The organism is Devosia honganensis (assembly GCF_042648785.1).
In the GTDB taxonomy this organism is placed as follows: Bacteria; Pseudomonadota; Alphaproteobacteria; order Rhizobiales; family Devosiaceae; genus Devosia; species Devosia honganensis.
Genome location: NZ_JBHRYD010000002.1, coordinates 1 through 12316, shown reverse-complemented (window position 1 = coordinate 12316; position 12316 = coordinate 1). Strand labels below are relative to the sequence as shown.

Sequence of the window (12316 nt, the reverse complement as noted above, 5' to 3'; positions counted from 1 at the left end):
CCGCCGGCCCGGTAATGCTGGTTTCAGGATCACCAGCACCAGGCCTGAAATGCGTCTGCCCCGCCCCCTATCCGCTGCTCTCGACCGTGTACCGCTGCCATTGGTGCAGCAGGCGGTGGGCGTCGTGTTCCGGCGGGTGTTGCGCCAGCATCCCGGCCTGTTCGACCGGCTGGGCCCTTATGCTTCGAGGCGTTTCCGCTTCAATCCCACCGATCTCGACTTCAGCTTCGTCGTCCATCCGGCCGGCCCCGCCATTTCGGTCTATCGCGCCGGCAAGGCACCTCCGGCCACGGCGGCCGTCTCCGGACCTCTGGTGACCCTGCTGGCTCTGCTCGAAGGGCGCATCGACGGCGATGCGGTATTCTTCTCACGCGACCTGTCCGTTACCGGCGACATGGAAGCCATGCTGGCCCTGCGCAATGCGCTAGACGATTGCGGCTTCGACCTGCCCAGGGATTTGTCCGGCATCGCCGGTCCTTTCGCGCCCCCCTTCCGCCGTCTCGCCGAGCATCTGCGTGAGCGAGCCCTTGCAGGAGTGGTGTGACCATGGAACTCATCTGCCCCGCCGGAACGCCCGCCGCCTATCGCGAAGCCGTCGAGGCCGGCGCCGATGCCGTCTATTGCGGCTTCCGCAATGAAACCAATGCGCGCAATTTCCCCGGCCTCAACTTCACCGTGGAGGAAATGGGGGCCGCCATCGCCCATGGCCGCGAGCGCGGCGTGCAGACCTATGTGGCGCTCAACACCTTCATGCATGCCGGCGCCGAGGACATCTGGTATCGCGCGGCGGACGATGCCGCGGCGCTGGGCGCCGATGCCGTCATCCTGGCCGACATGGCGCTGATGGACTATGTCGCGACCACCCACCCCGAGCAGCGCCTGCATGTGTCGGTCCAGGCTTCAGCCTCCAATGCCGAAGCGGTCAACTTCCTCGTCGAGAGCTTTTCCGCCAAGCGGCTGGTGCTGCCGCGGGTACTGACCGTGGCCGAAATCGCCGCTTTGGCCCGACAGGTCGATTGCGAGCTGGAAGTCTTCGCCTTCGGAGGCCTCTGCGTGATGGCCGAGGGGCGCTGCTCGCTCTCCTCCTACATCACCGGCCAGTCGCCCAATATGCAGGGCGTGTGCTCGCCCGCCAGCCATGTGCGGTATCGCGAGGATGGCGACGACATGGTTTCCGAGTTGGGCGGCTTTACCATCAACCGGTTCGGCAGCGATGAACCGGCGGGTTATCCGACGCTGTGCAAGGGACGCTTCCATATCGCCGAGTCCGACGCCTATGCCTTCGAGGACCCGGTCAGCCTCGATGTCATGGATCATCTGGATGCGCTGCAGGCGGCCGGAGTGACAGCTCTCAAGATCGAAGGCCGGCAGCGCGGCAAGGCCTATGTGGCCGAGGTGGTCTCGAGCCTGCGCAAGGCGCTGACCGTATCATCCGACCAACGGCCCGCCGAACTGGCGCAATTGCGCCGGCTGAGCGAAGGCCAGCGCACCACGTCCGGCGCCTACGAGAAGAAGTGGCGCTAGCGATGGGAGAGGCCGGCGCACTCAAGATCACCATGGGTCCGATCCCCTATCTCTGGTCGGGCGAAAAATGGCGCGATTTCTATTACCGCATCGCTGAGTCGGGGCATGTCGATGCGGTAACGCTGGGTGAAGTGGTCTGTTCCAAGCGGGATCACTTCACCCGGCACTTCCTCCCCGACGTGGTCGAGCGGCTGACGCGCAACGGCAAATCGGTGGCGGTCGCTTCGCTGGCGCTGATCACCCAGGAGCGCGAGGCCGCCGCGACGCGCCGCCTCGCGGCCGAGGCTGCGCTGGCGGAGGCCAACGACCTTTCGGCACTGAGGCTGCTCTCCGGCCGCCCCCACCTCGTAGGGCCTTTCGTCAACGTCTATAACGGCGCGACGGCGCGGCTGCTGGCGAAAAAGGGCGCCACGCGCATCTGTCTGGGGCCGGAACTGCCGGCCGCCTCCATCGGCGCGATCACCGCTGGCGCGCCGGAAATCGAATATGAGCTGATCGCTTTCGGCCGCTTGCCGCTGGCTATCTCGGCACGCTGCGCCCATGCCCGCGCCAAGGGCCACACCAAGGACAATTGCCAGTTCGTCTGCGGCGAGGAGCCGGACGGGCTCGACGTCGACACGCTGGACGGCCAGCCTTTCCTGACCGTCAACGGCGTGCAGACCATGTCCCGGCACTGCCAGGTACTGCTCGGCGATCTCGACGCGGTCGCGGCAATGGGAATCACCCATCTGCGGCTCTCGCCTCAGGATTGCGACATGCTGGCCGTTGCCGAACTCTACGCCGGCGTGCGCGACGGTGCATTGGCAGCGGAGGAGGCCATAAGGCGGCTCGGGGAAGTCTATCCGAACGCCCCCTTCGCCAATGGCTTCCTGCACGGGGAGGCGGGCATGAACTGGGTGGCGGCATGAATTATCACACTGTGACGCCACGCCGCGGCGATTCGGATGCCTTTATCAGTCGTATTCGTGGCATCATCGGCACGGTCGCGCTCGATTGCGACTGCCGCCAGCGGGTGAACGACGCCTTGCAGCGGTTCGTCGAAATGGAGCAGCAGCGGGAAACGCGCCGGCATTTGCTGTCCTCGCGCCAACACCGCGCCGCCATCGCCGCATTGGTCGACCTCCTGGCCGAACTGGAGGAGATCAGTTGGCGCGAGGCGGACCGCACGGTATTTGCCGAACTGGCGCATTTGTTCGAAGATATCGCGCAGCACGCCCTGCGCGGAGCCGAGGACCTCCGCTCGATGGATGGAGACTGTCAGCCGTGAATGCCACCAAGCGCCATCTATTGACGGCGGTGGGTATCGTGATGGTGGGGTTGGCGGCCGCAGGCGCCGTCCTGCCATTGCTCCCCACCACGCCGTTCCTGCTGGTGGCGGTCGCGTGTTTTTCCCGTTCTTTCCCCCGTCTGGAGCGCTGGCTGCTCGAACATCCCAAATTCGGGCCGCCCTTGGAAAACTGGCGCCGCTCGGGGGCAATTTCGTCGAAGGCCAAATGGTGCGCGGTTCTGGCCATGCTCGGCAGCTATGTGATCCTGCTGATGACCACCGACTTTTCCCCGTGGATACGGGCGGCCGTCGCCCTCGTCCTGGCCTGCTGCGCGATTTTCATCATGACGCGGCCGGCGCCGGTTTCCGGCTGGCCCGCCGGCAAGGACCACTCCACGTCCTCGGCCGGCAACCGCGCCTGACGCGCGGCATTGAGGCAATAGATCGCCGGGAGCACCGCTCAGGGCTTGGGCGCGTGCCCGGTGGATGTCAGGGCGAGATCCGCCTCGAAACGGGTACCCTCGGCCGTCACGAACCGGTAGGTCCCGCCCATCTGCGACACGACGCCCCGGATCAGGCGCAGGCCCATACTGACTGGAGCGTCGGGGATCGGGCCGATCCCGATCCCGTTATCGGCCACGACCAGATGGCAGCGCCCGCCGCCGCTGTCCCGCAGGATCAGGCTGATACGGCCCTTGCGTCCGTCTGAAAAGGCGTATTTCAGCGCATTGGTCACCAGTTCGCTCAATAGAAGCGAAAGCGGCGTGGCATGATCCCGGTCGATGGCGACACGATCGATGTCATAGCTCAATTCGACATTGGCACCATAGGCATGAACGACCTCGTTCACCACGACGGGAATCAGGTCGTGCGCATCGATGTCCTCGTAGCGGTCGTTCCGATAGATATGCTCGTGCATCGCGGCCATGGCGCTCAGCCGGCTTTGCAGATCGATCCTCGCGCCGATCGGCATGTCCTGCATGCGAACGAGCGACTGCACCGATTGCAGGTTGTTCTTCACCCGGTGGTGGATTTCGCGAAACAACAGCACATTGGTTTCATTGGCCGCTTCCAGTTCGGCACGCCGCCGCGCGTCGCGGCGGAGCAGCCGGATGATCCAGGCACCACCCGCGATCAGTCCCAGAACGATCGGCGCGGCGATGAGGATGACCGCGACGATGGCGCCGCGTAGCGCCTGCCACGATTGATTGGTGGCGATGGAGGCCAGGGCCAGGATATCCGTTCCCGGCACGGCACGATAGCTGACGATCCGCGCCACGCCGTCCACGGGAGAACCGTCGGAGAAATAGGTCCCTGCCTCCGCCGCCGGCAGATAGTTGGTGATGAGGGGATGCCCGGACAGGTCAACCGGTCCATCCGCAGCGGGATAGCGGGCCATCAACTGGCCGTCACGGCGGAAAAGGCTGACGGCGGAGCCCGGCTCCAGATTGAGCGAGGGCCAGAAATCCTCGATCAGCGCATTGCTGAAGGAGACCATGACGGCCCCGGCGAACTGCCCCTGGCGCTGCACGCGCCGCGAGAAGACGAATATGTTCTCGCCGCTCAGCCGGCTGACGATCATGCCCGACATGTAGAGGCGCTCGCCATCGCGCAGGGCCGTAAAATATTCCCTGTCGGCGACGCTCACCGCTTCGGCACCGGGCACGGTAGAGAACAGTGTATTGGCGTCGGCATCGATGATGTAGACGTCCACATCCTCGGGCAGCCCCTCTACCGCCGCCCGCAGCACGGCCGGATCGCCACCCATCGCCGGACCGAGCAAGGCATCGACGCGGAGCAGGGTTTGCTGGGCCACCTGGGCCAGCCAGCCGGCATTGACCGCCACCACCTGGGCAGCCGCCTGCGACCGCTCTTCCAGGCGAACCCGCGTTTGCTCCAGCGCCTGCGTGACGAAATAGGCGAAAACGCCGGCAAACGCGGCGAGACATATCAGCAGAAAGACGATCGCCACCGTTGTGGCACGGACCTCGCCGAACCTTATTACCCTGCCCCCAGCCAGAAATACCTCCCCACAATGCTGCCCCTTTTGCGCGCTCTCTTGCCCGCCGGACCCGGCGACCGCCGCAGTCCGGGGCTAACGCGCATTCCTGCAAAAGGCTCCATCAGGCGATGGTCGCCGGCAGGAACGTTAACGCCGCGGAAGGGCGTTGGTGATATGGGCAGGCATCGCCCGGAGACTCCGGAAGGAAAAAGATGACGAAATCTTCCTCGCTGATGTTCGCCGGCCTCATGCTGGGCGCGGCACTGACTATGGCCGGCTGCGCGTCTTTCGGCGGCGGTTCCTCTCCCGAGGCGTTGGCGCCGGCATTGTCGGCCCGCATGGATCAGCCCAACGCCACGCTCGACACCCAGCAGGCCATCGGCCTCGTCAACGCCTATCGTGCCACGCGCAACATGCCTCCGCTCGTCGCCGATGCAGGGCTCAACGGCACCGCGCAGGCGCTGGCCAACCAGTATGCGCAGACTAATAACGCGCCCGGCAAGCCGCAGGCGCTGGCGCAGATGAAGCTCAGCGCGGGCTATGCGACCTTTGCCGAGACCTTCTCGGGCTGGCGCAACAATGCCACCGACGCCGCCGGCCTGGCCGCCCCGGCCGGCAAGGCGGGCCTCGCCGTGGCCTACAACCCGGCTTCGAGCTACGGCACCTATTGGGTGCTCGTTCTTGGCAACTGACACCGTCCTGATCGATGCCAGGGGCCTCAAATGCCCCCTGCCCGTCCTGAAACTCGAAAAGCAGCTTGCCGGCGCCACTGCGGGCACGGTTATAGAGGTCCTTGCCACCGATCCCATGGCGCGGATCGACATCCCCCTGCACTGCCGCCAGAACGGTCATGACTGCGTGCTGGAAGAAGTGGACGGAACCCTGCGGTTCACCGTTACGAGGAACGGCTGACGCCTCTAGAGATCGGCCGGGCGTGGCTGGGGAATTGGAATATCGGAACCGCCCGGAGACACGCCGGGACGTAGAATGTCCCCGATCGCGGCGCTTTCGACCGGCGCCGGGGCGCTAAACATCGGCAGATGCGGCGGGCGCGGGCGCGGCAGGGCGATGCCGGTGCGGACGCGGCCCAGATCGATCGCCGTATATTCATGCAGCGCGATTTTCTCGGTCAGATAGCTCGGCTGGTCCTTGAGACCCATGGGAAAGGCCGCCTGCTGCTCGGCCGCATAGGTTTTGGCGTCCTTGCCGCAGATCAGCGGCCGCATGTCGACCGGCGCCGTGCCCACTGCATTGGGAAGGGTCAGAACCGTTTGCCCATTGGGCTGCAGGCGCCCGGCCTCCGCATCGAGCAGCAGTTGCGCGGCCCGCTGGTCCCGCTCGCGCGAAGACGATCCGCCCAGCACCACGACCAGCAATTGCCGGCCATTGCGATCGGCAGTCGCCACGATATTCAGTCCCGAGGCGCAGATATAGCCGGTCTTCATGCCGGTCGTGCCCGCAAATCCCTCGAGCAGGCCGTTGTTCGACTTCAACCGGGCCTTGCCCAGCCGAACCACCCCGGTCGTGAACATCGGCATATATTGCGGAAAACTCTGCTCGATATAGAGCGAGAGCACCGCCATGTCCCGGGCCGAGGAGACCTGGCCAGGGTCATGCAGGCCATGCGGGTTGACGAAATGGGTAGCGGTCAATCCCATGCGCGAGGCCACATCGTTCATCATGGCGACGAACCCGGCCTCGCTGCCCCCGATGGTCTCGGCAATGGCCACGGCGATATCGTTGGCCGATTTAACGATGAGGATATAGAGCGCATCATTCAGGCTTACCGAACTGTCGACCTGCAAGCCGGACTTGCTCGGCGCCTGGTTGAAGGCGTTGCGCGAAATGGTGACCGGCGTATCCAGGGTCACGGTGCCGTTCGCGATCTGCTCGAAGGCCACATAGGCGGTCATCAGCTTGGTGAGCGAGGCCGGATGCCAGGGCTGGCCGGCATCCTCGGCATACAGCACCTGCAGCGTGGCCCGGTCGACCACCAGCAAGGGGGTTGCCCAGGCCGGCGCGAGACTCGAAAAGACCAGGATCAGGGCCAGGATGATGCGGCGAATGATGAGCAAGGCGGATCGACTCCAGGGCGGCCGGGGCGAAAACGGCCTCCTCTTAGCAGGCAGTCCCCTCGGCCTCAAGGAAAGCCGGGACGGCTGACATCCATGTGAACCCATCCTTAACCTTCGCCGTCTCCGGACCCTCGGCACGCAGGAGAGTGCCCTCCCGGCACGGAAATACGGGCAGCCACTAGTAACAACTAGTAACTGTGTCTATATTTGTGCCTGAGTAACCGACGAAAGGAGGCACAGCCATGTCACTGACCGATACCTCGCAGCAGGCGAACTGCTCGGCGATGTCCGATGTGCTCAATCGCATCGGCGACAAATGGAGCGTCATGGTCGTAGGCATGCTCGGGCGCAACGGCACGCTGCGTTTCAACGAGCTCAAGCGCATGATCAACGGGGTCTCCCAGCGCATGCTGACGCTGACCCTGCGCAATCTCGAGCGTGACGGACTGGTCAATCGCACCATCTATCCCGAGGTACCGCCCCGCGTGGAATACAGCCTCACCGCCCTGGGCAAGACCCTGCAGGTGCCGATCAGCGCGCTGTGGGACTGGTCGGCGGAAAATCATCACGCCATCATCGAGGCCCGCGCCATCTACGACGCCCGCGAGAACGCCGTCACTGCCACGCAGGGCCGTAAGATCGCCTATGCGAGGGGCTGACGGAACGTTCAGCCCTCGCTTTCGGCCATATCGGGGAGCCGGCCGGCCTGGTTCACCCGTCCCTGCGGCGCTGCCTGCCGCACGTCTTCCCGTCGGCCATGGGGCAGGTTGAGCGCCGCAACCAGCGTCCGGTACTCCTGCCGGGCGCTCATATGCGACATGGTCGGCACGCCCCCCAGCAGTTCCTCGTCCAGCGGATCGAAAATCGTCAGCCCCATGGCGAAGAGCGAACGGAAGATGACGCGCTCGGCGATTCCGTCGGCGACGCGGCAGCCCAGCCGCATGGCGATACGGTCCAGCATGGCCTGCACCTGGCGCATGTTGCGCGAGGACAGCATGGAGATGCGGTTGCGCACCAGGACCCAGTCGATATTGCGGCCGTCGATGGCGAGCCGCTCGGAGCGGGCCCGCTGCACCAGCCTAGCGTAATGGCTCAATTCGCGCGGCTCGCCGGTTTGCGGATCGACCTGCGCCATGACGCTGAGATCGATCAGACTGTCGTTCACCGGGGTCACCAGCGTATCGGCCAGCGAATGGGCGAGCCGGGTGAGATTGGTGTCGAAGCCCGGCGTGTCGACGATGATGAAGTCGGCCCTGCCCTCCACCTCGCCGATCGCCTGGCGGAAGAGGTCGAACTCGATGCGATGGTTCTCGCGCAGCGAATCCCCGCGCGCCAGCGGCAGGTGGAAATGGGTGGTGTGGGGCAAGCCCAGCCCCTTCTCCCGCGCCCACTCGCGACGGTTGCGCACATAATGCGTCAGCGTCTGCTGGCGGCTGTCCACATCGATGGAAGCGACCTTATACCCTTGATAAAGCAGGAAAACGGCCAGGTGGAAGGCCGTGGTCGACTTGCCCGAGCCGCCCTTCTCATTGCCGATGACGATGACATGCGCGCCTTGCCGCACTGCCGATTCCCCAAATCAGTTCGGCCCGGAGTGTGTTGGTTCCGGAACCGGGGCACAAGGGAAATCATGCCGTATGGAAATTGACGGAACCATGGCCTCGTCATGCGGAAGACGCATGGCTCGCTTGACCAATCGCCGTCTGCTCAATCCGGCGCCCCGGCCCTATATTCGTAGCGTAAACGAAAGGAGACTTCCGATGGACATCCGCAAGACCTTCAAGAAGTGGGCCGCCTACCAGCAGACCATCCGTGAGCTTTCCGCTCTCGACAATCGTCAGCTGAACGATCTCGGTATTTCGCGCGCCGATATCAACCGGGTTGCTCGCGACCATGCCAATTCTTTCTAATATAGGCGACAACGCCATTGCGAACTGAACGCCCGTGTCTTTCAAGGACGCGGGCGTTTTCTTTTAGAGGGCGCGATTTGACGCCTTGCCACACCGGCTGCGGATCGCCAGCACATCGTTAGCATCGGAAGCTGCACGCCGTCCCCTCCGAGACACGTTGCGCGCGCACCCGCCACTTGCTATCTGCCAGCCATGTCGAACCAACCCATCCACATCATCGGCGGGGGCCTCGCCGGCTCGGAAGCCGCCTGGCAGGCCGCCGAGTCGGGCGCCAAAGTCGTGCTGCACGAGATGCGCGGCGTCAGGGGCACCGACGCCCACCAGACCGAGGGCCTGGCGGAACTGGTCTGCTCGAACAGCTTCCGCTCCGACGATCACAAGCAAAACGCGGTGGGGCTGCTGCACGAGGAGATGCGCCGCTGCAACTCGCTGATCATGCGGGCCGCAGACGCGCACCGGCTGCCGGCCGGCGGCGCCCTTGCCGTGGACCGCGACGAATTTTCGGCGGCGGTGACCGAAGCTCTTTCGAACCATCCTAACATCACCATCGTGCGCGAGGAAATCGCCGGCTGGCCGCCTGCGGACTGGCGGCACGTCATCATCGCCACCGGGCCGCTGACCTCTCCCGCTCTGGCGGATGCCGTCCTCGCCAAGACAGGCGAGGACTCGCTGGCCTTTTTCGACGCCATCGCCCCCATCATCCACTATGACAGCATCGATCACGACATCGCCTGGAAGCAGTCGCGCTACGACAAGGCCGGGCCCGGCGGCACCGGGGCGGACTATCTCAACCTGCCGATGGACCGCGACCAGTACTACGCCTTCGTCGAGGCGCTGAAGACCGCGCCGCTGCACGAGTTCAAGGAATGGGAGAAGGTCCCCTATTTCGACGGCTGCCTGCCCATCGAGGTGATGGCCGAGCGCGGCCCCGAAACGCTGCGCCACGGCCCGATGAAGCCGGTGGGGCTGACCAATCCGCGCAACCCCACGGTCAAGCCCTACGCCATCGTGCAGCTCAGGCAGGACAATGCGCTGGGCACGCTGTGGAACATGGTCGGGTTCCAGACCAAGATGCGCTACGGGGTGCAGACGGAGATCTTCCGCATGATCCCAGGGCTGGAAAATGCCCAGTTCGCGCGGCTGGGCGGATTGCACCGCAACACCTTCATCAATTCCCCCAAGGTGCTGGCGCCCGACCTCAAGCTCAAGGCCGACCCGCGCATCCGCTTTGCCGGACAGGTGACGGGCGTGGAGGGCTATGTCGAAAGCGCCGCCGTGGGGCTGATCACCGGCCGCATGAGTGCCGCCGAAAGCCGGGGCGAGACGCTGCCAACGCCCCCTGCGACCACGGCACTGGGCGCGCTGATCGGTCATATCACCGGCGGCCATATCGAGGCGGAAAGCTATAGCGGCGCCCGCAGCTTCCAGCCGATGAACGTCAATTTCGGCCTGTTCCCCGAAGTCGAGATCAGCAAGCCCGAAGGGGTGAAGCGCTGGCGCGGCCCGGAAAAGACCATGGCCAAGCGCCGCGCCATCACCTCCCGGGCGCTCGAAGACCTCAAAAACTGGGCCTAGCGGTTTTCATATTTTGAGGGGCTCCTGGCTCGATTTACCCCCCCACACCGGGCTGCCCTCGGCTTGACCCGAGGGCCTCTATCCACGTGCAGGAAACCCGGGCTTCGGGGCGCCCAGGCCGGCCCTCGGGTCGAGCCCGAGGGCAGCAAAGAGCTTGTGTGGGCAGCAAAAATCGATCCAGGAAGGTCCAAAGTAAACCCTCCCCCTCAAGGGGGAGGGGAGCAAGAAGGCGCTGATCCGCTTGACAGGCTCTAGCTGGCGAGCAGCGGGACCGGGTCGACCGGGGTGGCGCCCTTGCGGAGCTCGAAGTGGAGCTGGGGCCGCGAGACCGAGCCGGTGGCGCCCACCGCGCCGATATTGTCGCCGCGGCTGACCACCGCACCCTTGGCGACGCTCATCGACTTGAGGTGGGCATAGGCCGAGACATAGCCATTGGGGTGGCGGATCAGGATCAGGTTGCCATAGCCTTCGACGCCCGAGCCGACATAGATGACGGTGCCGTTCTCGGCCGCCTTGACGCTGGAGCCTTCCGGCACGTCGATATTGATGCCGGTGCCGCGCGAGGCGGCGAAGTCGGTGATGACGCGGCCCGAAACCGGCCAGCGGAACTTGTCGCTGCCCGACATGGCCGGCTCGGCGGCGGCGGCCGGCGAGATCGAGGCGATCTGGGTGGGCGCGGCCTCCTGGGGCGCGGCGACAGGGGCCGGCGCCGCCGGCGCGGGCGTGGCGGCGGCCTGCAGGGTGCCGGCGCCCAGATTGTCGGGGCGGCTGGCGGGCATGGACGGCAGCGCCTGCGGCGCCGTGGACGCGACTTGGACCGGCGCGGCGGACGAGGTGGCCGCCGGCAGCAGGTCGGACCGGCCCGGAATGATCACCTTCTGGCCGACCACGATCCGGTCGGGCGAGCTCAACCCGTTCGCCTGCACGATGGCCTGGGTGGTGACATCGTATTTGCGGGCGATGGTGTAGAGCGACTCGCCGCTGGCGATGGTGTGGGTATAGCCATTGCCATTGCCGGCGGACTGCACCGGCACGCTGGAATCGAGGGGCAGCGCGGCACTGGGGGGAGTGGCGCCCAGAGACACGGCGGCGGGGGCGGCCGGCAGCGGGGCAAGGGTTTGCTGAGCGGGCATGGCTTGCGGGGTTCCCATTGAGGACGACGAGTTCAAGGCGGGCAGGTCCTGCGACTGGACCGAGGGCGCCATCGCCCCCTGGCCGATCGGCGAGGTGGCTCCGGACGGCTGCATGAAACCGTTCTGCACCGGCGCCGGCGGCATGGGGTTGCCGCCCCCGCCCCAAGACGAACCGACATTGGCCGGCGGCAGGAACTGCATGGCGACCTGCGTGTTCTGCGGCGCCCCCAGGGAGGGCGGCATGGGCTGGTTCAGGCTTGCCGGAGCGGATTGGGTGGCGGAACCGGTGACGGTGGGATCGCCGAACGTGCGACTGCCGAGGCTGGAACAGCCGGCCAGTCCGACGGCGGCCACGACAACGCCGGCAATGGCGACAGCGCTTCTGTGGGTCCGCGGGGAAACGCGAATACTCATCGGCTTACTCGTACGCAGGAACTCAACAACTGAGCCTGACGCTACGCCGGTAAGGTAAAGACGAGTTTAAAGTCCATGCGATTTGCGCGAAATCGTCGGGACGGGATTCAGGATGGGGTAAGGTTAAGGGATGGGATCTTCCGACCTGTCGTCATTGCCCGGTTTATCCGGGCAATCCGGTTCGCCGAAGCATGGACCACCCGAACAAGTCGGGTGGTGACGGTGGGGAGGGCTTCGTTCAGGGGGGAGGCGGCGGCTTGTGACGGATGCTATGCCCTCCCCGGCGCTGTCCTCGGGCTTCGACCCGAGGACCTGTGGCGGCAGGCGCGGCATTTCCGATTGATATTTGGTGCTGGCGGGGACAGGCCCTAGGGTCGAAGCCCGAGGGCAGCTTGGGGGGATGAGGATATAGGAAC

At 65.4% G+C, this 12316-nt stretch carries 14 protein-coding genes; 10 read left to right on the top strand and 4 right to left on the bottom strand.

What is annotated here, in order from left to right:
- The first annotated feature begins 49 nt into the window (after nt 1–49).
- The 5 genes from ubiT to ACFOOL_RS06495 are packed head-to-tail and all read left to right on the top strand — an operon-like array spanning nt 50 to nt 3213.
- On the top strand, nt 50–544 hold the full coding sequence (ubiT, locus tag ACFOOL_RS06515; protein ID WP_380095977.1) for a ubiquinone anaerobic biosynthesis accessory factor UbiT: 495 nt from the start codon (nt 50–52) through the stop codon (nt 542–544).
- A 2-nt stretch (nt 545–546) separates the two neighbouring features.
- Nucleotides 547–1524: a ubiquinone anaerobic biosynthesis protein UbiU gene (gene ubiU / locus ACFOOL_RS06510; RefSeq protein WP_380095975.1), complete on the top strand. Its 978-nt coding sequence runs from the start codon at nt 547–549 to the stop codon at nt 1522–1524.
- Nucleotides 1525–1526: 2 nt separating this feature from the next.
- The gene (gene ubiV / locus ACFOOL_RS06505) at nt 1527–2432 is read left to right on the top strand and encodes a ubiquinone anaerobic biosynthesis protein UbiV (RefSeq protein WP_380096026.1); all 906 of its coding nucleotides are present in this window, start codon (nt 1527–1529) and stop codon (nt 2430–2432) included.
- Nucleotides 2429–2791, top strand: coding sequence for a hypothetical protein (locus ACFOOL_RS06500; protein WP_380095973.1), 363 nt, complete (start codon nt 2429–2431; stop codon nt 2789–2791). Before ubiV ends, ACFOOL_RS06500 begins: the two co-directional genes overlap by 4 nt.
- Nucleotides 2788–3213, top strand: coding sequence for a YbaN family protein (locus ACFOOL_RS06495; protein WP_380095972.1), 426 nt, complete (start codon nt 2788–2790; stop codon nt 3211–3213). Before ACFOOL_RS06500 ends, ACFOOL_RS06495 begins: the two co-directional genes overlap by 4 nt.
- Before the next feature lie 38 nt (nt 3214–3251).
- Here the strand turns inward: ACFOOL_RS06495 and ACFOOL_RS06490 are convergent, their stop codons facing one another.
- Nucleotides 3252–4763, bottom strand: coding sequence for a sensor histidine kinase (locus ACFOOL_RS06490; protein ID WP_380095970.1), 1512 nt, complete (start codon nt 4761–4763; stop codon nt 3252–3254).
- A gap of 242 nt (nt 4764–5005) precedes the next feature.
- Between ACFOOL_RS06490 and ACFOOL_RS06485 the strand changes: the two genes are divergently transcribed.
- Together ACFOOL_RS06485 and ACFOOL_RS06480 are read left to right on the top strand one after the other, a co-directional pair.
- Nucleotides 5006–5485 (top strand): CAP domain-containing protein, encoded by a 480-nt coding sequence (locus ACFOOL_RS06485; protein WP_380095969.1) that lies wholly within the window; start codon nt 5006–5008, stop codon nt 5483–5485.
- A complete protein-coding gene (locus tag ACFOOL_RS06480; protein ID WP_380095967.1) occupies nt 5475–5705 on the top strand; it encodes a sulfurtransferase TusA family protein in 231 nt (76 codons plus the stop codon). Before ACFOOL_RS06485 ends, ACFOOL_RS06480 begins: the two co-directional genes overlap by 11 nt.
- Nucleotides 5706–5710: 5 nt before the next feature.
- Here the strand turns inward: ACFOOL_RS06480 and ACFOOL_RS06475 are convergent, their stop codons facing one another.
- Nucleotides 5711–6868 (bottom strand): D-alanyl-D-alanine carboxypeptidase family protein, encoded by a 1158-nt coding sequence (locus ACFOOL_RS06475; protein ID WP_380095965.1) that lies wholly within the window; start codon nt 6866–6868, stop codon nt 5711–5713.
- Between the two features lie 242 nt (nt 6869–7110).
- On the opposite strand from ACFOOL_RS06475, the gene ACFOOL_RS06470 reads away from it, so the two are divergent.
- Complete coding sequence (locus ACFOOL_RS06470) at nt 7111–7527, top strand: winged helix-turn-helix transcriptional regulator (protein ID WP_380095963.1); 417 nt, start codon at nt 7111–7113, stop codon at nt 7525–7527.
- 8 nt (nt 7528–7535) lie between these two features.
- On the opposite strand, the gene ACFOOL_RS06465 is transcribed toward ACFOOL_RS06470, so the two are convergent.
- The gene (locus ACFOOL_RS06465; protein ID WP_380095961.1) at nt 7536–8432 is read right to left on the bottom strand and encodes a division plane positioning ATPase MipZ; all 897 of its coding nucleotides are present in this window, start codon (nt 8430–8432) and stop codon (nt 7536–7538) included.
- A gap of 196 nt (nt 8433–8628) precedes the next feature.
- On the opposite strand from ACFOOL_RS06465, the gene ACFOOL_RS06460 reads away from it, so the two are divergent.
- Both ACFOOL_RS06460 and trmFO read left to right on the top strand, forming a co-directional pair.
- Nucleotides 8629–8778 (top strand): DUF1127 domain-containing protein, encoded by a 150-nt coding sequence (locus ACFOOL_RS06460; RefSeq protein ID WP_380095959.1) that lies wholly within the window; start codon nt 8629–8631, stop codon nt 8776–8778.
- 192 nt (nt 8779–8970) lie between these two features.
- Complete coding sequence (gene trmFO / locus ACFOOL_RS06455) at nt 8971–10353, top strand: methylenetetrahydrofolate--tRNA-(uracil(54)-C(5))-methyltransferase (FADH(2)-oxidizing) TrmFO (RefSeq protein ID WP_380095957.1); 1383 nt, start codon at nt 8971–8973, stop codon at nt 10351–10353.
- A 251-nt stretch (nt 10354–10604) separates the two neighbouring features.
- Here trmFO and ACFOOL_RS06450 read toward each other — a convergent pair whose 3' ends face one another.
- A complete protein-coding gene (locus ACFOOL_RS06450) occupies nt 10605–11900 on the bottom strand; it encodes a peptidoglycan DD-metalloendopeptidase family protein (RefSeq protein ID WP_380095955.1) in 1296 nt (431 codons plus the stop codon).
- Nucleotides 11901–12316 lie beyond the last annotated feature (416 nt).

What these genes read in the sequence shown, in the direction of transcription:
- ubiT (WP_380095977.1), top strand. Translation starts at nt 50, where the DNA reads ATGCGTCTGCCCCGCCCCCTATCCGCTGCTCTCGACCGTGTACCGCTG.
- ubiU (WP_380095975.1), top strand. Translation starts at nt 547, where the DNA reads ATGGAACTCATCTGCCCCGCCGGAACGCCCGCCGCCTATCGCGAAGCC.
- ubiV (WP_380096026.1), top strand. Translation starts at nt 1,527, where the DNA reads ATGGGAGAGGCCGGCGCACTCAAGATCACCATGGGTCCGATCCCCTAT.
- ACFOOL_RS06500 (WP_380095973.1), top strand. Translation starts at nt 2,429, where the DNA reads ATGAATTATCACACTGTGACGCCACGCCGCGGCGATTCGGATGCCTTT.
- ACFOOL_RS06485 (WP_380095969.1), top strand. Translation starts at nt 5,006, where the DNA reads ATGACGAAATCTTCCTCGCTGATGTTCGCCGGCCTCATGCTGGGCGCG.
- ACFOOL_RS06470 (WP_380095963.1), top strand. Translation starts at nt 7,111, where the DNA reads ATGTCACTGACCGATACCTCGCAGCAGGCGAACTGCTCGGCGATGTCC.
- ACFOOL_RS06460 (WP_380095959.1), top strand. Translation starts at nt 8,629, where the DNA reads ATGGACATCCGCAAGACCTTCAAGAAGTGGGCCGCCTACCAGCAGACC.
- trmFO (WP_380095957.1), top strand. Translation starts at nt 8,971, where the DNA reads ATGTCGAACCAACCCATCCACATCATCGGCGGGGGCCTCGCCGGCTCG.
- ACFOOL_RS06450 (WP_380095955.1), bottom strand. Translation starts at nt 11,900, where the DNA reads ATGAGTATTCGCGTTTCCCCGCGGACCCACAGAAGCGCTGTCGCCATT.